The 17,817-nt window shown below is 66.5% G+C and carries 17 protein-coding genes; 15 read left to right on the top strand and 2 right to left on the bottom strand.

The features are described 5' to 3' along the window. Positions 1-11: 11 nt before the first annotated feature. The 13 genes from R4P08_RS16550 to R4P08_RS16490 all read left to right on the top strand — a co-directional run bounded on the left by R4P08_RS16550 (position 12) and on the right by R4P08_RS16490 (position 12,373). Complete coding sequence (locus tag R4P08_RS16550) at positions 12-311, top strand: hypothetical protein (RefSeq protein WP_317815019.1); 300 nt, start codon at positions 12-14, stop codon at positions 309-311. 6 nt (positions 312-317) lie between these two features. Beyond that, positions 318-611 (top strand): hypothetical protein, encoded by a 294-nt coding sequence (locus R4P08_RS16545; RefSeq protein WP_317815018.1) that lies wholly within the window; start codon positions 318-320, stop codon positions 609-611. A gap of 17 nt (positions 612-628) precedes the next feature. Further along, a complete protein-coding gene (locus tag R4P08_RS16540; RefSeq protein ID WP_317815017.1) occupies positions 629-1,264 on the top strand; it encodes a hypothetical protein in 636 nt (211 codons plus the stop codon). After that, positions 1,264-2,052: a hypothetical protein gene (locus R4P08_RS16535; RefSeq protein WP_317815016.1), complete on the top strand. Its 789-nt coding sequence runs from the start codon at positions 1,264-1,266 to the stop codon at positions 2,050-2,052. The genes R4P08_RS16540 and R4P08_RS16535 overlap by 1 nt, the downstream gene beginning before the upstream one ends. A gap of 47 nt (positions 2,053-2,099) precedes the next feature. Further along, positions 2,100-3,656 carry a hypothetical protein gene (locus tag R4P08_RS16530; protein WP_317815015.1) on the top strand — a complete coding sequence of 519 codons (1,557 nt, stop codon included), beginning with the start codon at positions 2,100-2,102 and terminating at the stop codon, positions 3,654-3,656. Next, positions 3,656-5,158, top strand: coding sequence for an SCO6880 family protein (locus R4P08_RS16525; protein WP_317815014.1), 1,503 nt, complete (start codon positions 3,656-3,658; stop codon positions 5,156-5,158). Before R4P08_RS16530 ends, R4P08_RS16525 begins: the two co-directional genes overlap by 1 nt. A gap of 299 nt (positions 5,159-5,457) precedes the next feature. After that, on the top strand, positions 5,458-6,960 hold the full coding sequence (locus tag R4P08_RS16520) for an ATP/GTP-binding protein (RefSeq protein WP_317815013.1): 1,503 nt from the start codon (positions 5,458-5,460) through the stop codon (positions 6,958-6,960). After that, positions 6,960-7,211: a transposase gene (locus R4P08_RS16515; protein WP_317815011.1), complete on the top strand. Its 252-nt coding sequence runs from the start codon at positions 6,960-6,962 to the stop codon at positions 7,209-7,211. Before R4P08_RS16520 ends, R4P08_RS16515 begins: the two co-directional genes overlap by 1 nt. Next, positions 7,211-8,866, top strand: a complete 1,656-nt coding sequence (locus R4P08_RS16510) for a peptidoglycan DD-metalloendopeptidase family protein (RefSeq protein ID WP_317815010.1) — start codon at positions 7,211-7,213, stop codon at positions 8,864-8,866. The genes R4P08_RS16515 and R4P08_RS16510 overlap by 1 nt, the downstream gene beginning before the upstream one ends. A 7-nt stretch (positions 8,867-8,873) precedes the next feature. Then, positions 8,874-9,428: a hypothetical protein gene (locus tag R4P08_RS16505; protein WP_317815009.1), complete on the top strand. Its 555-nt coding sequence runs from the start codon at positions 8,874-8,876 to the stop codon at positions 9,426-9,428. A gap of 25 nt (positions 9,429-9,453) precedes the next feature. Then, complete coding sequence (locus tag R4P08_RS16500; protein ID WP_317815008.1) at positions 9,454-11,181, top strand: type IV secretory system conjugative DNA transfer family protein; 1,728 nt, start codon at positions 9,454-9,456, stop codon at positions 11,179-11,181. Beyond that, the gene (locus R4P08_RS16495) at positions 11,178-11,690 is read left to right on the top strand and encodes a DUF4913 domain-containing protein (protein ID WP_317815007.1); all 513 of its coding nucleotides are present in this window, start codon (positions 11,178-11,180) and stop codon (positions 11,688-11,690) included. Before R4P08_RS16500 ends, R4P08_RS16495 begins: the two co-directional genes overlap by 4 nt. Continuing rightward, complete coding sequence (locus R4P08_RS16490; protein ID WP_317815006.1) at positions 11,687-12,373, top strand: hypothetical protein; 687 nt, start codon at positions 11,687-11,689, stop codon at positions 12,371-12,373. The genes R4P08_RS16495 and R4P08_RS16490 overlap by 4 nt, the downstream gene beginning before the upstream one ends. Here the strand turns inward: R4P08_RS16490 and mobF are convergent. Beyond that, a complete protein-coding gene (mobF, locus tag R4P08_RS16485) occupies positions 12,356-15,979 on the bottom strand; it encodes a MobF family relaxase (protein ID WP_317815005.1) in 3,624 nt (1,207 codons plus the stop codon). The genes R4P08_RS16490 and mobF overlap by 18 nt on opposite strands. Positions 15,980-16,139: 160 nt before the next feature. Between mobF and R4P08_RS16480 the strand changes: the two genes are divergently transcribed. Together R4P08_RS16480 and R4P08_RS16475 are read left to right on the top strand one after the other, a co-directional pair. After that, the gene (locus R4P08_RS16480) at positions 16,140-16,355 is read left to right on the top strand and encodes a hypothetical protein (protein WP_317815004.1); all 216 of its coding nucleotides are present in this window, start codon (positions 16,140-16,142) and stop codon (positions 16,353-16,355) included. 501 nt (positions 16,356-16,856) lie between these two features. After that, positions 16,857-17,060, top strand: a complete 204-nt coding sequence (locus R4P08_RS16475) for a hypothetical protein (protein ID WP_317815003.1) — start codon at positions 16,857-16,859, stop codon at positions 17,058-17,060. Between the two features lie 340 nt (positions 17,061-17,400). Here the strand turns inward: R4P08_RS16475 and R4P08_RS16470 are convergent, their stop codons facing one another. Next, the gene (locus tag R4P08_RS16470) at positions 17,401-17,688 is read right to left on the bottom strand and encodes a hypothetical protein (protein WP_317815002.1); all 288 of its coding nucleotides are present in this window, start codon (positions 17,686-17,688) and stop codon (positions 17,401-17,403) included. Between the last annotated feature and the right edge of the window lie 129 nt (positions 17,689-17,817).

Below are 17,817 nucleotides of genomic sequence, written 5' to 3'. Positions count from 1 at the left end.
GGACCAATCCCATGCTGGACATCCTGATCACCTCAGCGCCTGCCCTCTCCGAGCAGATCATCGCCGTCGGGGAGAACCTGTCTCCGCAAGCCCCTCCCGGCGCAGAAGAGAAGGTCAACACCGCACTGGCCTACTTCATGTGGGGCTGCATTGCGATCGGAATCATGGGCGTGATGGGCGCCGGCGCGTGGTTCATCATGGCCCGCCGCTCCGGCAACTCCGAAGAGGTGCAGAGCACGATCGCCCGGATTGTCGGCGGTTCGCTGCTCATCATCCTGGCCGGCCCGATCGTCAACGCCCTGGTCTCGTAGCCAGCCATGCTCGCCGCCCCCGTCATGGAGCTGGTCCTGGCCCAAGTACAGCCCCCGACCTCGCCGATGCCGATCGTCAACGACGCCTGGGCACCGATGGTCGCCGCTGTCCGCTACGTCAAGTGGGTCTGCATGGCGATCGCCGTGGCTGGAGTGATGGCGATCGGAGCCTTGCTCGTCGTGGACAACCGCCTGGTGGACCAGTACGGACCGTCTATCCAGGCAATCCTCATCAAGGTTGTCGTCGGCTTGCTGGTCATTGCGATCTCCGCGCAGGTCGCAGAACTGTTCGTCAACTAGAGAAGGAACCCTTTGCCGTGAAAGCTTCACTCGCCCTGGCCGCTACTGCTGCGGCGCTGCTCCTTGCAGCGACGGGTTGCTCCTCGTCGGACGAACCCGCGGACAGTGACGGTGACGCTGCCGCTGTCGACGTCGAGGCGGCGCCGACGGACCTGACCTGGCGAACGGTCGGCGGTCTCCGTGTCCCTGTCTCTCGAGCAGACGGGCCGGCAAAGACCACCCCACCCGAGGGATACAGCCACACCCCGCAGGGAGCTGCTCTTGCCGCCGCGAATGCGCAGGCAGTCCTGGCCACTGCCACCGATGACACCTGGGCCGAAACCGTGCGAACGGTCACCGCCCCCGGACCGGGACGTGACGAGTTCGCCTTTGCTCGCACGCTCATGAGCGTCACCGGGCCGGTGGCAGCGAAGGATGTGTCGACGTTTGTCGGCTTCAAGATCCCTGAGTACACCCCCGAGCGGGCGATCGTCTTGCTGGCCACACGCACCCCGGAGCGAAACGGGCAATCGCTACTGACCGCCTACCCGGTCCAGACGCAGTGGATGGCTGGGGACTGGAAAGTCGTGCTGCCGCAGCAGTCGGACGAAGTCGACGCGGCAGAGCTGGCGGACCTCGCACAGTTCACCGCCTGGGATGAGGAGACCAGCTGATGCAGAAGAAGAATCTCGGCGTCGTGCTGATCGTGTGCGCGGCCCTTGCCACGGTCATCGTGGTTGTGGTGATGCTGGTTCGCGGACCACAGGAGTCGGCGGAGACGACAAGTGCGCCGACTGCGGCCCAGCCGGAGCAGAACACTCAGACTGATCGGGGAGAGGACGCGGGCTCGATCACCACCGACCCGCTGGGCCGACAGGTGTTCGTCCCGTCCGCTGGCGGTGGTGACGTGCTTTCGAGCACCGCTGACGACGGTGGAACCTGCCAGGACATTCGCCGCCCGGAGGGGTTGCAGATCCAACGAATCAACGCCTACCCGGTGCTGTTCTCCACCGACACCGGCCCCACGGAGGTCGCTGGCTCCATTCCGTTCGGTTACTCCGAGGGCCCGCGGGGAGCGGTCCTGGCCGGCATCAACACCTACATGCTCATGATGTCCGGCGGGACGCCGAGCAAAGAGATCGCTCGGTCGCACATCCTGGCCGAGCAGAAGGTTCTCGACGGGCTGCGTGACGCGCCACCTGGGTTCAACCCGCCCGAGCTGCGCCAGCTCTCCACGGTGGCCTACCGGGTGCGCTCCTGCACCGACCGAGCAGTGGTCATCGAGTACGCCATGCCCCAGATGGGCGATGAGAGCGGGGTGTTCCCCGAGCCCAAGTGGCGCGTGATCTCGACGCTTGTCGTCAAGGACGAGGGGCGATGGAAGATCTCGGTCAGCAACGACGCCTTCCACGATCTGGGGTTCACCAATGACCGTGAGGGGTTCACCGAATGGAACCTCTGACCACTGCCCGCCGGACGGCCGCGCATGTGTTTGTGGCACTGATGCTGGTGGTCCTCGCGGTGATCGCCTCCGCTGGGGCTGCGGCAGCCCAGGATGCGTCCGAGGTGCTCAATTCCAACGGCACCGAGTTCTCCGACACCTTCGAGCAGTGCAAGCAGACCGGCACGGAGCGAAGCGGAGACGACAACTGGACCGACTCCCTGGACAAGGGCATCGAGGACGTTCTCCGCGGCACGGGGCTGGACACGGTTGCTACCGGTTTCGAGTCCACCCGGTGTGCGCTGTCAGGTTTCAGCGCCGATCCCGTCGGTGCGGCGTCGACGGCAGCGGGGAATGCCACCTCGGCGTTCTGGGGCGATCCCATCGGCGACTTCGTCAACTCACTGCTGGAAGGCAACTCCCAGGCGCTGCTGGTGATCATGTCGCTGTGGGAAAAGACCCCGTTCCAGGGATCGACCATGCAGTCGGCGGTGAGCGGCATCTTCAACATGACCTACCAACTGCAATTCCTACTGCTGGCAGTGAGTTTGATGATCGCCGGAACCCGGATGGCCGTGGCCCGGAACAAGGGCCTGGGGGAGGGGTTCGAGGATGTCGGCGGCGTCATGCTCAAGTTCATCCTCGCCGGGGTGGCGTTGCCGTTCGTCGTGATCTCGCTGCACATGGCCACCGACGCACTGTCGAGCCAGTGGCTTCAGAGCGGCATCACCGATCCCGAGGCACAGCTCGCGGCGGTCACGACCCTCAACGAAGAGTCCGGACTGGGACCTGCGCTGGTTCTCATCTTGGTCGTGTGGTCGCTGCTGGGCGCATTGGCGCAGTTCGTGGCGCTGATCCTGCGGGAAGGGCTGCTGATCGTCATCGTCGGCCTGCTGCCCCTGGCGGCGGCTGCCTCGGCCCTCCAGACGGGCAAACAGGCCTTCAAGCAAATGATCGGATTCCTCGTCGCGGCGTTGCTGTTCAAACCGTTGGCGACGTTGATGTACGTGGTGGTGTTCTGGCTGGCCTCGCAGGAAGGCGCGAGTTTCCTCGAGGCGATTGCGTCGATGATCCTGCTCGGTGCGGCCGGATTCACCCTTCCCGCTCTGATGAAAATCGTTGCCCCGGTCGCGGCAGCGGCAGTGCCTGGCGGCTCGGCGGCGGCGATGGGTGCAGCGATCGGCGGGGCCACCGGAGCTGTCGCCGGCGGTATTGCCTCAGGGGCCTCCAGCGCGGCCAGCTCGGTGGGCGGATCGGCGTCCGGCGGAGGCAGCTCCTCGGGTTACGGCGGACAGTACGGCGCCGCAAACGGTGCGGTTGGCCCTGGCGGCGGCGGTGGCGGTGGCGGAGCGAGTTCGTCGGGCGGCGCATCACCGTCGGGCGCCGGTGCTGGCACGTCCACTCAGCCCTCCGGGGCATCCGGGGCGGGGGCATCGGGTGGCGCGCAGCCCTCCGGGGCATCCGGTGGCGGGTCCCTGGCCTCAGCGGGCGCTGCCGCTCTCGGCGGGGTTGCTGCGGTGGCTGGCGGAACTGCGGCTCTGGCCTCGCACGGAGCGAAGGCGTCCACGTCGACAGAGTCAATGATTTCTGGCGCACTCGGCAGCTACCAGGGGCAGGTGCACTGATGACTACAGCAACCCAGGACGAAGTTCGACTCTACAGCCTCGGTCAGGAGTCCAAGCGGACCGGTCTTTTCGGTCTGCCGATGCGCGCGACGGTGATCGCCGGTGGCGCGCTGGCTCTGGCGATGATGGTGGCCATGACGGGCCGGCTGCTGACAGCAGGCCTGCTAGCGCTGGCGGCCACCCTCTATCTGATTCCGGCGATCGCACGTGACGGCAATCGAACCTGGTATGAGGTGTGGCAGATGTGGTTTCAGTTCAAACTCGCGAAGGCTCAAGGCCGGACGACGTATCGCTCGGGGCCGAACTCGAACATTCCCGGTGGTCGGTATCGGCTCCCCGGATTCCTGGCCCGCAGCGAGCTGCATGTGGGCACGGATATGTACAACAACGAGTTCGGGATGATCCGCGACCCCGCACTGAATCAATTCACGGTGCTGATCAGCGCCTCGCCCCGCGGCGGGGAGCCGTGGACGATCACCGACCGCAATCTGATGACCCGCGAGTGGGGCGCGTGGCTGGCGGACCTGTCACTGACCGGTGACGTGGTCGGGGCGTCGATGACGATCGAGACCGTGCCCGCCTCGGGGCAGGACTTGGTCGAGTCCGTACTGGGCGCGGTCGACGAATCCAGCCCCGAGCTCGCCCGGCGAATCCAGGCCGAGTCAGCGGTGCAGTTCACGCGCAATCAGCTCAGCCTGCGCGGCTGGGCCGCAGTGACGGTTCGCGCCGCCAACGCCATGCAGCGCAAGGACCCGGCGGCGATGGCCACCGAACTGGGCCAACGACTTCCGAATCTGTACCGACAGTTGCAGTACGCGGGAGTCTCGGCCAGGCCGATGACACCAACCGAGATTGTCGGGTTGACCATGTCGGCGTACCGGCCAGAGACCGGTGACGCGGTGGTGTCCGAACGGCTCAGCGGAAATGATCTGGGCATCGACTGGGAGGATGCCGGTCCGGCGACAGCCGTCACCGAGTGGGACCACTACCGACACTCCGAGTTCGTCTCGAAGTCCTTTGAAATGGCGCTACCACCGCAGTCGACCTTCCCTGACACGGTTCTGCGTCCCCTGCTGGAACCGCACATCGACCTGCCTAGAAAGCGCGTCACGCTTGTGTACAGGCCGTTCGCCGCCGGGGAGTCGGTCAAGCTCGTCGAGAACGAGCACAACGACGCCGTCAACGCCGTCAACGCTGGCCGCAACGGGCGCAAGCTCAATGGCGCCAAGGTCCACGTTCGCCTGGAGCAGACCGACAGTGCACGGCAGTCCCTGGCTCGTGGTGCGCAGCTGGGCCAGTGGTCGTTGCTATCTACGGTGTCGCTGGAATCGGGGGACAAGATCGCCCCGGCGACGGCGATCATGACTCAGCTCGGCAACCGGGCACAGATCGGCCTTCGTCCGATGAACGGCCAGCAGGACGCCGCATTTGCCGCTGCCCTGGGCGTCGGGGTGTACCTGCACCAGAAGTCCACCATCAGCGCGTTCGCCAAGGCCGGGTGAGCGGCATGACCACGAGCGAACCGACAGGGGTAGACGTCGAATCGGCTGTGTCCGACCCGGCGATGGAAGAGCTGCACGTGCGGATCGTGGCCGGAGACGCCACACCCCCGCGGTCCTGGACCAGCCGCGGACGCGCATACAAGAAGTGGGTGGCCGACCACCCGCAGCGAGCAGCAGCGAAAGCTCTCAATCGGGCTCCCGCCCTGGACTACCCGCGTGTCGAAACGACGTACCGCGCAGTCGACGCTCAGGGATTCCGGGGCCGGTGGTCTGGTCGGATGTCAGTGGCCTCGGCTCCGGTGGCCGCACAGACGTCCACCAACCTCGGGTGCGGGTTCAATCCGTGGGTGGTCGGTGCGACTGCCCCGGTCACCGGTGTCCCCTTGGGCGTGCACGTCTCCACCGGCCAGGATGTCTCGGCCGACGTGCTGTCGTGGTTCAAGGCCGGCATCATCGCCAACCCGTCGGCGTTCGTGCTGTCACTGCCTGGGCTGGGAAAGTCCACGCTCATCCGCAAGATGTTCATCGGCGCCGTAGCTCAGGGGCACGTGCCGATCGTGGCCGGAGACATCAAGCCGGAGTATGTCGACGTCACGGCGGCGATGGTCACCCCAGACGGGCGGCGCGGTCAGGTCATCACCCTCGGGCACGGCCGCGACCAGCTCAACCCGCTGGCTGCCGGCGCTTTGGGATCGGTGATCCCGCGACTGGAAGCCAACCGGGAGAAGCTGCGCGCAGCTGGCATCGAGGAGATCATCGAATCCACTCGGGAGGCTGTCCACTCACGCCAGGTGACCATGATCGTCGCCCTGGTCGAGCTGATCCGAGGTCAAGCGTTGGCCGACTGGGAAGCGATGGTGCTCTCCGTCGCGCTCCGCGAACTGCGCTCCAGCGAAGGATTCAGCTTCGACCATCCCCCGCTGATCACCGACCTTGTCGATCTGATCCGCCGAGGAAACGACTCATTGCGCGACAAGACCTCCAGCACCGATGCGGAGCACTACCGCAGTCAGGTACACGCTCTGGTGCTCTCACTCAATGCTCTGACCGACGGTTCCCTAGGTCAAATCTTCGCTGGGCACACCACCACCCCGATCGACGTGTCCGCCCCGGCGATCTGCATCGACGTCTCCGCGGTCGCCAGGGGCGACAAGAAGCTCAAAGCAGCGGTGCTGCTGGCGTGCTGGTCGGATGCGTACGGGGCGATGGAAGCCGCCCACGTACTGGCCGATTGTGGTCTGACGCCGCAGAAGTACTTCCTGGCGATCCTCGATGAGCTGTGGCAAGTCCTGGGCGCGGGAGCAGGAATGGTCCAGCGTGTGGACGAACTAACGAGGCTCAATAGAACCTCAGGAACGGGCCTGTTGATGATTACCCACACCGCCCGCGACCTGGAGGCGCTGCCTAACGAGGTCGACGTCAAAACGGCGATGGGTTTCATCGAGCGGGCCGGCATGGTCATCTGCGGGGGGCTGCCGCGCGGTGAGCTCGATCGCCTGTCCGGGGTATTGCAGTTCACCTCCGCCGAGTCGGAGCTGATCACCTCCTGGTCGCAAGGCGTGCCCCCGGACCGGACTTTGCCTCACGACGAGCTGCCGCCTCCGCTGGGGCGTGGCCGATTCATGATCAAGCCGTCCAAAGATGGTTCGGCGGGCATTCCGGTGCGCGTGGTGCTGACCCGTACCGAGATTGAGACCGGCATCCACGACACCAACTCGCGGTTCCGCCAAATGTTGGACCGCAACGACGCCGCACCGCCCAGTTCTCAGGACACCCCGGAACAGACGATGGTGATGTTCTGATGGCTAAGGCGATGTACTCCGAGGAGTTCCGCAGCTCGGTCGTCGCGGCGTTCTGCGAGGCCGATACCAAGTTCCCGTCAACGTCTTCGGCGGCGGAGTGGGTGGCCCGCGAGCACGGTATCAGCCGTGATTCGGTGCGTCGGTGGGCCACCGAGGCCGGTGTATGGGAGGCACATAACTCGGCGAAGCTGCGCTCTCTCTTGGCGGAGAACGCGCTGCTTCGGGAGCAGCTGGAGCGGCAGGTCCCCTGATGGGTAACTCCCGTGTGGCGCTGAGCGTGGTGCTCGTGACCGTGATGATCGCGGTGCTGTTCACCGTGGTCCTCGGCGAGCGTGAGGACGGCGTGTGCGAGCCGTACGGCGGTTCGTCCGCCGCCGGCGGCGGCGTTCCTGATGGCGAGTTGTCCAAGCCGCTTAAGACCGACGATTACCAAATCTCCTCGCGGTACAAGTCCGCTGAGCGTCCGGGTCACCGCGGGATCGACCTGGCCGCGTCCACGGGCACGCCCATGTACGCGATGGCTTCCGGGGTGGTCACGCAGGCCGGGCCCGCCTCCGGGTTTGGGAACTGGATCGTCATCGACCACCAGATCGACGGGCACTCGTACTCGACCGTCTACGGGCATATGTACGACGACGGTGTCGACGTCGCTGCGGGGGACACCGTCAAGGCTGGACAGCACATCGGCGAGGTCGGCAACAACGGCCAGTCCACCGGTGCGCACCTGCACTTCGAGGTGTGGGGGGGCTCGCGCCAGGCCGGTACAGAGACCGACCCCGAGCCGTGGATCGACCAGGCTGTTGATCCCGGGCAGGGCTCGTCCAACGAACCTGACGGTGACACTTCCGGCGAGGGCGACAAGGCGCCGAGCAAGCGCGTCAGCCGTGACCGCACTTCGAGCACCGGCGGGGAGCTCCAGCCCACCTCGAAGCTGACTCCTAGCGAGGACAACCTTCAGGTCGACACGATCCGGGGCGCCCGTGCTGTCGCCCTGCGGTTTCCCGAGCTGGTGGAGATCGGCAGCTGGAGGGCGTCGGATCCGTTTCCCGACCATCCTTCCGGGCGGGCCATCGACGTGATGATCCCCAACTACGAGTCCAGCGAGGGTGTCGAGCTGGGCAACCGGGTCATGAACTACTTCCAGGTCCACAAGGAGCACTTCAACGTCGAGTATCAAATCTGGCGGCAGGAGTACATCCCCGCGCAGGGCACCCCGAACATGATGGACGACCAGGGCGGACCCACCGCCAATCACTACGACCACGTCCACATCACCTTCGACGGAGGCGGGCGTCCCGGGCCGGGCCAGAAGTACGGCGAAGCTCCGACCGGGGGAGACAACGATTCCTCGTCGGTGACCGGGGCGGTCAGTGCCGACTGCGCCGACGTCGGGGACAAGGATCTGCACCTGGACGAGGCGGCCATTCCGCCCGAGCTGCGCAAATGGATCGTTCTGGCGGGCCGTGAGTGTGAAGCGGTCGACGCCCCGCTGATCGCCGGGTTGATTTACCACGAGTCGGCGGGTTTTCAGGCCCAGGCCCTCTCGCCTGCCGGCGCTCAGGGCTATGGGCAGTTCATGCCGGGTACGTGGGCCGGAGTGGGCGCCAAGGTTGGCGAGAACGGTCAGGTCGTCGGCGCCCCGGGTTCGGGCTCTCCGGCCGATCCAGCCGACGCGACGATGGCCGTGGGCCGGTATCTGTGCGAGCTCGCCGAGGGTCAGAAGGAGGGGATCGCTTCGGGCGCGCTGGCCGGGGATTCGAGAACGTTGATGTTGGCCGCGTACAACGCTGGCCCCGGAGCGGTCCAGCAGTTCAGTGGCGTTCCGCCATACGCCGAGACACAGAACTACGTGGTCATCGTGCCGCAGGAGGCGTCTCGTTTCGCCGCCGCCGTACAGGGAGAGTGAGGATCGGATGAAGAACCGGACCGCCGTGATCGGCTACGTGCTGGCGGCTCTAGTGGTGGTGACGGCGATGATCGTCACCGTCACTGTGGCGGGGGGCAGAGGCGAACAAGGCACCGACGAGCACGTGCATCTGGACCCGGTTGCCGACCCGCGCACCGCTGCGGTCGACATCATGGCCGGCATCCACACCTGGACCCCGGCTACGCAGGAGTCCCCCTGGGACGCCATGCACCTGCTGGCCGATCGGCTGACCGGGCGTATGGCCATCGCCGCCGCCAGTCGACCAGACCCCGATCCGATCCCACACCAGTGGGCAGCGTGGGCGCGCGGAGGCGACCGGATCGTCGGCACCGCCTCACTTTTGGCCGACCAGCCCACAGCCGGCGATGAGGACGACGAGGTTCAGGTGCGGGTGACGGTTCGTCAGGTCGTCATGCACTCCAGCGGAGACACCACACCGCGACCGGAAACTTCGATGCGGGTGCACATGGTGCGCACCGACGAGCACACCTGGAAAGCCGAGTACTTCCAGGCACTTCCGCTGATCCAGCACAGCCACTGAACAGCGCGAGACAAGGACAACGACAATGGGTAGAGACGTAGCACGCAACACCTCCGGGCAGGCCGGGGCCGGCTCCTGGTTTCCGTTGATCGGGCTGGGCGGACTCATTGCCCTGGCGGTCACGGTGTGGGCCTGCCTGACAGTTGGGGAGACACTCGCCGGCGGGGGACAGGACATCCCTGGAAACCCCGCTGTGGCGGTGATCGACTTGGCGCAAGGACAGCTCGCCTGGACGACCGGGGCAACGGTCGTCGCCGCCTCGCTCGGTGTGATCGCCCTGGTCATCGGTGCGGCGTCTGCCGTGTGGTCATCCAAGCGTCGCGGGACGAACTCCCGGGTCGATCACATCGCCCGCAATCTGGCCGGACGCAAAGACATCAAGAGCCTGTCGGCCGCATCGGTAAGCGGAGCTGACCGTCGCGGAGGTCGTGAGACCAGCGTCCCAGGCGTGTTCATCGGCAAGGAGGTCGCCACCGGCCAAGACCTCTGGGGAGGGTGGGAAGACCTGCACCTGGATCTTTGGGGGCCTCGGCAGGGCAAGACTTCTAGTCGGATCATTCCGATGATCCGGCGTGCTCCCGGCATCTGCATCTCGACCTCCTGCAAGCGCGACGTCGTCGAGGCCACGATCGACTACCGCGCCGCCAAGGGCCGGGTCTGGGTGCTCGACCCCCAGGACAAGGCCGTCGGCCTGGACACCTCGAAATGGTTTTTCGATCCTCTGGACTACGTGCGCCGAGACAAATGGTGGGACGGCAACGCCGAAGAGCTGGCCGAAATCTTCAACGCCGCCTCCTCTCGCGGGGAGGCCGGCAGTGACCCGAACGCCTACTTCTACTCCCAGGCCGTCGACTTGCTCGCCTCACTGTTCCTCGCCGCGGCGATGGAGCGTCGGCCCATCACCGACGTCTACGGGTGGGTGTCCAACCTCGAGGACTCGACCCCGGTCGACATCCTTTCGGGCAGCCAGTGGGGTCCGCAGGCTGCGGACCTGGCCAGCAAGTACGCGGCCGAACCTCGCACTCGTTCCAACGTCTTCTCCGCCGCCAAGAACATGATCTCCTGCCTGGGGCGGCGACAGATCGTGCGGTGGTTGACCCCGCAGGCCGGGGCCGAACGCTTCGACCCCGTCGCCTTCGCCAAGTCGTCCGGCGACACTCTGTACTTGGTCTCGGATGAGGAGAACCCGATCGCCAGGCCGTTGACGTCGATCCTGACGGTGGCAGTGTTTAAGGCGCTGGTGGACCGGGCCGACCAGTGCCCCGGTTCCCGGCTTCCGGTGCCGGTGACGGCGGCCTTGGATGAGATCGCCAACATCGTGCGCTGGCCGCGTCTGCCGGACTACTACTCCACGTTCGGCTCTCGCGGGATCATCTGCGACACCGTGCTCCAGTCCTACGCCCAGGGCGTCGAGCTGTGGGGCGAACAGGGCATGAAGAAGCTGTGGTCGGCGGCGGCGATCGTGGTCATCGGCCCCGGGCATAAGGACTATCGGTTCCTTGACGAGCTGGCGCACCTGATCGGGACGCACACCGAGCGGCAGCGGTCGATCTCTAACAGTGCCGGCGGGGGCGGGCGCTCGGTCTCCACGCAGACCGTCGAGAAGCAGACCATCACCGCCGCGGAGCTGGCGGCATTGCCGTTCGGCCGGATGGTCGTCCTGGCCACGGGGCGCCGCCCGATCCTCGCGCGGATGGTCCGCTGGGACCAGCAGGATCTTCCCTCCCTAGAGCAGATGAGGGCCGCTGCATGAGTCATCTATTCGACAAAGCGATCGTGGGCGCGTTCGGTGAAGCACTCAAAGATGCTGCCCAGACGGCCCTACCGGGGGCCGCGCAGGACGTGCTGGCCACTCCCGGCCTGCGCGACATCATCGCCCGCACCGTTGAGCGAGACGTCGAGCAATTCGCCCAAGCCGAGCTGGGTGTTCCGCCTGCTCTTCGTTTCCCCGACGAGTTCGCGTTCTTCGACGACTACCTTCGGCCGGCCTATGAGTCCGGTGGAGCCAGTCAGGCCCGGGGTTGGTGCGCCCGCTGGTGGGCGCACCGCTCAGTGCGTTTTCGGGTCCGCTCGATGTGGCAGGCCTACGAAGCCCTGGCCCGCAGAGAACCGGCCGCCTGCGACGAGGTGTTCCTGCGCACTGTCGGTGACCACCACATGCCGATGCTGATGGGGGAGCGCTCCCCGATGTACGCCTGCCAGACCAGCCACCAGCCGAGCAAACCTCTCAAGTCCGACCCGGTTGAAGGAGAGAACGCGTGAGCCGCCACCCCAGCGACCCCCTGGTCGCGAGTCTGATCCGGAACGCCCGACTGGCAGCTGCAACGAACCAGTACCCCGGACGCACCCGCACCGTCGGGGTGACCGGGGCACGGCAGTACTCGGCTGGGCAGCTCGTGCTGGAAACGGCTCGAGCAGATGTGGGGGTCAGTAGTGAGGTCGGGCAGTCTCGGCGTGAAGTTCTCGCCGCCGAGCTGGAGCGCCGGCGGATGGTCGAGGCTGCTGACGCAGCTCGTCGGGAGGCCGAACTTGACCGCCAGCAGGCCGAGCGTGAACGCGACGAAGCCTTAGCCCGAACTCGGCGTCAGGGCGGGCCTGATCCCGACTTCGCCACCTTGGCGATCGTCGCCGCGGCCTCGATGTCGCTGGCAGAAACCGACCTGCTCCGAGTCATCGACGCCGCGGTGGAGAACGACCCGGCGCTGAGCCCCGCCGACGCCGCAGACATCGCTGGCGAACGGCTAGTTGGCTTGACCCCGGACCAGCTTGCATCTGAACTGGCCACCGCCGGAGCACGGCCAGAGGTGGTCGATGGGCTCCCACATACCGGTGTAGACAATGTTCCGCCGGCAGAGCTGATCAGTCAGGGGCTTGATAGCGCGCCCCACGTGGAGACGACTTCCGGCCCCGGTGGTGAGATCGAGCAATCACCAGAGATCGGGTGAGGAGTCTGGCCCGGTAGCTGTCCAGTCCCATTGCGGTCCGGTCGCCGTTTCGGCGTCCGGACCGCTTTCTGTTGCCCGGTGCTCGAGGTAGGAGGCGGTGAAGTCGTCCACGTCCACCGTGGGCGCCTGGGCGGTGTCCTCGTCGGGCGAGGTCGTCAGTTCGTCATGGGTGGCGGTGAGCCAGGCCGCGAGTTCTGCATCTCCCGTGGCGGTTGCCGGTGGGGGAGTGGGCAGGGCGCTCCGGTTACTGCCTGCGGTGGTCACGTGACGCAAGCGGTGGGCGATGACGGCACCGGGGGAGTCCGCGGTCTCGAGGTTCGCTGTGGCCTGCGTCCAGTGTTCGCGCGGATCGTGACCGGCTTTTGCCGCGTCGGTCCAGGCTTGGGCGATCGCCGCGTATTGGTCGGGATCTGCCTCGAGCTGGCGACTGTAGAGGCGGGGGAGAGCGTCGGTGTATTCGGCCAAAGTGGCGCTGGTGAAGGCCTCGGCGGCCAGGTCGACGCCGTGCCGGTATAGCGACTCCAGACGCGCCGGGGCGGTGGCGTCGTCCATCTCTTCGCGCAAGGTAGCGGTGGCAGAGGCTTGGTGAGTGTCGCGCCGCAGAATCGTCGCCAGGACTTCCGTGGCGGTAGGTGCATCCCGGTCGCCGGCCGAGTGCATGTGGGCATCTTCCGCCGCGAAGTCCAGAGGCGGCTCGCAGACGGCGTAGGCGCGGTTCTCGTGCTTGCCTCGGGTCATGGCGACGTACAGTCCGGCCCGGTCAACGGAGGTGTCCACCACGGCGTGGGTGGTATCCACGGTGGCGCCTTGGGCGCGGTGGATGGTCGAGGCGTAGCCCAGGTGAATGCTGTCTGCGGCGTAGCTGCCGGGGACGAGCATTTCCTCGCCGGTGTTGATGTCGCGCACGGCCAACGCGCCATCATCGGCCAGGCCGGTAACGGTGAACAGTTGCCCGTTGATGACCCGTCCCAAGTACTTGCGGTCGTCCGAGTAGAGCGTGGAGTTCTTGCGGGCGATGACGGTGTCCCCGACGCCGACGGTGTCGCCTCGGGCGACTCGGGTTTCGCAGCTAGGGTCGACGATTCCGGCGGTGATGCGGTCGGTGCGGATGATCTCGTTGAGGGTGTCGACGTCGGTGTTCCTCGAGGCGATGATCAGCGATTTGCGGCCGTCATTGACGTCGTCGAGGTAGGCCTGCACTGCCTGGGTGAGCATCTGCTCGCGGGTGCCACCGGTGATCCATCCCCGCTGGGAGTACAGGGCCAGGGCGTCGGGGTTCCCCTCCCGTAGCTCGAGGGTGGCTTCGGCCTGTTCGGTGTCTGTGCCCATGCGCATGACCTCGCGCAGTTCGACTGTTCCTGGGGTGCGGGCGACCTCTCCGAACAGTCCGCCGGTCTCCACTGCTGCGAGCTGCTTGGGGTCACCGATGAGCCGGACGACGGCGCCGGATTCGGCGGCGATTTCGGTCAGTGCGGCCAGGTTTTCGGTGCTCGACATTCCGGCCTCATCGACCAGGAGCATGTCGCCGGGGGCGATCTTGATCGGCAACACCGACAGGGTCTTCTCCGGTTGGTTGGGGTGTAGTCCGCGCCAGGTGAAGGTCAGGGAGTCGATGGTGTGGGAGGTCGCACCGATCTCGTCGGAAAGGATGGATGCCGCCGCTGCCGAGGGCGCCAATCCGATGACGTTTCGCCCGCTGTCTTGCCAGGTGTGGGCGACGAGTTTCATGCTCGCGGTCTTGCCGGTTCCGGCAGGCCCGACTCCGGCGGCAACGAGCGTGCCGGAGGTGAGCAGGTGCCGCGCCATCGCGGTCTGGCCGGCGTTGAGTGCCCACCCGTTCTCGCGTTCGTGGCGGGCTAGGGCCTGCTCAATGTCGGCGTCGGCGACGAACACCGCAACCGGGGTGGTGGCTGCTTCCAGGGTCAGCGTCTCGGCTTCAAGGACAGCGGCGGTGGTGTACTTGCGGGAGTTGGCGTGACGGTCCACCCCGGCCCCGGACTCACCCGTTAGTGCCGCCGGTAGGTCGAGCATTTCCGGCGGTGTCAGGGCGACGACGTGCGCGGCCATAGCCTCTTCCATGACCTGCTGGTGGGCTTGTTCTAGGTCTCCGGCGGAGGCGAACCGGTATCCCTTGAGGATGGTCGACACGGCGGTATCCACGTGCGACTGGCGGAACTGCGCCCGCTGGGAGGTCACGGCGCGGATCGCCTTGGTAGCCACGTCGGTGGCGTGGTCCTGTGGTGAGTACAGGGGGCGGTCCTGCTCGGCGCCGGCTCCCCGGACGCCGGAGAGCATGGCCGAAAGGGCGTCCTGGCCGATGCGCTCCACGGCCATCTGGTGCCATGTCTGCCGGTGCTCATCGAGGGACTGTGCGGGCTTCTTTGCATCCCGGGTGTCGAGGATGGCTTTCTGCCACAGGGCGTAGGCGGCACGCTGACTGGGCTGGCGACCGTTGGCCCCTACGTACTGGGTGACAAGTCGGTCGTAGACCGGCCGGGCGAGGGTGCGGCGGGAGGAGAAGGCGTCGATGAGGCGGCGGTCAATGCCGGCTATTTCCCAGATAGGCGCTTTGTCTCGGTGCGGGTAGTGGGCCTGGAACCGCGCGCCCATTCGGCGGGTGATGAGGTCGTGCAGGACGGCGTCGTAGCGGGCGGAGATCGCCTGGTGCATCTGGTGGATTGCGCGTGAGTCCAGGGTGCGCCACCGCCCGTCGGGGCCTTGCACTTTGTTGGCGATCAACACGTGCGAGTGCAGGTCCGGGTCCCCGCCGCGGGTGTCGAAATGCGTGAACTCGCTGGCCACGATTCCGCCGGTTTGGACCTGCTCGATGCCGTTGGTTCCCACCCTGGTGTACACAGCGTTGTTCTCGGCCCAGGCCAGTGCTTCGGCGACTGCTTCGTGGTGCAGCGCCGCGATGTGTGAGGCGGTCTGCTCGTCGGCCATTGCCCACCAGACGCTGACACTTTTGACTGGGGAGAAGGTGAAGTCGAACCCGGCCACCGCCTGGCGAACCTTGTCTCGCTCGCGGTTCACCCAGGCGATGACGTCGCGCCCGGAGGCGTGGTCGTAGCCGAACTGCTCGGTGTAGAAACCGCGTCCGACACTCTCGGCGATCTGGCCCTTCTCGTCGGTGGTGGGGCGCCTGCCTTCGTCTTTGCCGAACGCCTTCTCAGCGGCGGCGATAGCTGCCAGGACCGGCACGCCGGAGGCGTACAGGGAGTAGGAGCGGCCCAGTTTGCAGGCCGACAGTGGCGTCCCTGATTCCATGAGGTCGTCGGTGTCCGGGTGCAGACCTTCGCCATACAGTGCGGCCATCTGCCCTTCGGTGACGACCGATCCCGAGACGGCGTTCTCGGATGCCAGCCCGGTCAGTCCCGAGCCGATCCAGCGGCCCGGTGGGGTGCCCTTGGCGGCGTAGTAGTCCGACAGGCTTTGCCCTTGCGGGTCGGCGTCGTGGGTGGCCACGGAGCGCAGCAAGTACTGGTATCCAGTCCCGGCGTGCACCGCCCGCAGGCTCATCATGAACGCCAGCCTAGGCGGGGGCGACTGGGCGCGTCTATCGGCGCGGATGGCCGGGTCGGTGACCAGCGGGTTTACCAACGTCATTAGTAATGCCTACTGTGTAGGGCCAGTGATAGGAGCGGGAGCGAGTTGGGTTTTGTGGCGGGCGCATGGAGGCGACTGGCCGGGGCGGTGCGGGGGATGTGACGGGCAGCCAGAGCGTGGGCGATTGCGGGGGACAGCGGCGACCAATAGGGTCGAGCGTATGGCCCTCGCGAAGACCGATTCCCGTTCACAGACCGCACGGGCTCGCGCCCGCCAGGCAATGGCCGTCGAGTTGGAGCGCGCGCGCAAGCGCGAGTCCAAACTGGTGGCCGTGTTCTCCGCCATCGATTCCCGCGAGGAAGAGAGGCGACACTGGGGACCGCGCTCATTGAGCTCCGGGACCTCGGCGTTGCCCAGGGTGATCTGGCCGAGATGACTGGACTATCGGCACGTGATATCGGCGCAGCGATCCGCACCGCCAAGACCCAGACCGACAGTGTCGACACGGAACCGGACAACGCAGATGAACAGGCGCCGGCCGAGGACTCGGACCACGCCGGTGCTCGGTCACACTGACCCTGTCGGCGAGCTCCACGGCAACGTGCCGCTGCCGGGACTAGACCTCATCTCGGCCCCGGGAGCATCGATCCGGGTGCGGCGGTCTCGCCCCTACAGTGCGACACTGCCGCCCACCCAGGCTGCCATCGACGCGTTCTGGTCGCGGGTCGTCAAAGCACCGGGGGAGGGCTGTTGGTTTCACCTCGCAGCGATCTCCGGAGTCGATGGCTATACGCGTCTGTCCTGGAGATCCGGCGGGATCAGTCGCACCGAGTCCGGGCACCGATTCGCCCTTCTTTTAGCCGGCGAGCTCGGTGACGGAGTCGTGGCTGAACATCGGTGCAACGAACCCCTGTGCGTACGCGTAGACCCGGGACACGTGATCGCCTCCACCCAAACCGCGAACCTGCGCTACGCCGTAGCGTGTGGCCGCACCGGCGCGATTAGAAACCCCGACCAACACACCGACCGACACGCCCGCTCCCTCGCCGTCCGCGCCGCCCTGGCCGGCGGCTGGAACCCCGAGGCGTACGCCCGCGCCTCGGGCCACCCCGAGCCCCTAGACACACCACCGCTGTTCTAAAGATTCGACGCGTAAACTCGCCCACAGCACAGGCCCCGCCGCAGCGGGGCCTTCCACATTTCCGGGCGGTGAGAAGTGTCAGCGGGCCGCGGCGTGCTGCGCTTTTGGTGCAGCTGCCAGTACCGCGGGATCGTCCACCGCAGCGCAGTCTTGTCGATCACCCACAGCGCTATCGGTCACCGGTAGTGCACGCCGCCCCGCACCGCGAACGACCAATGACCAATGACCGACGAACCACGCCAGCACACCCAGTGCTGCGACAGTCGGTGCCCACGTGCGACCTTGCATCACGCCGAGAAAGACGGCGGTGCCTGGATCCCACACGGGCCTTGCCCCCCTTCTAGAGCTGCGCTCGGATGCGCTCAAGCACCGCCGGGAACTGGGCAGAGGTGACGCCGAAGTCGAACCGGAGCCGCTCGATTGCCTCGGCCTCCGAGTAGTCCAGGGCCTCGAGCTGATCGAGGCGCTCAAAAACCAGAGCGTTGAGTAGCTTTTCGCCCATCGACCACGCAGCATCAGGCGCCCCGCCCTGCCTGTCTGCCTCGCGCGAGCGGTCTACCGCTCGGGAGATTGTCTGGTCCTGCTTGTCGCGCTGGGTGGCCATGACCGTCTCGTCGATCTCACTCATCATCCATCTCCAGTCGTGTCTGCTCGCTGACACCTGTGCCCCTAGTGTCCCCGGCGGGTCCGACACGCTCCAGCGAATAACGATGCGCTGACCCGATGATGGGCTCGCGCCTGAAACGGCCCGGCGCGT

It is taken from the genome of Rhodococcus sp. IEGM 1408 (assembly GCF_033142235.1).
Classification (GTDB): Bacteria; Actinomycetota; Actinomycetes; order Mycobacteriales; family Mycobacteriaceae; genus Dietzia.
This window is presented reverse-complemented; position numbering and strand designations above follow the sequence as displayed.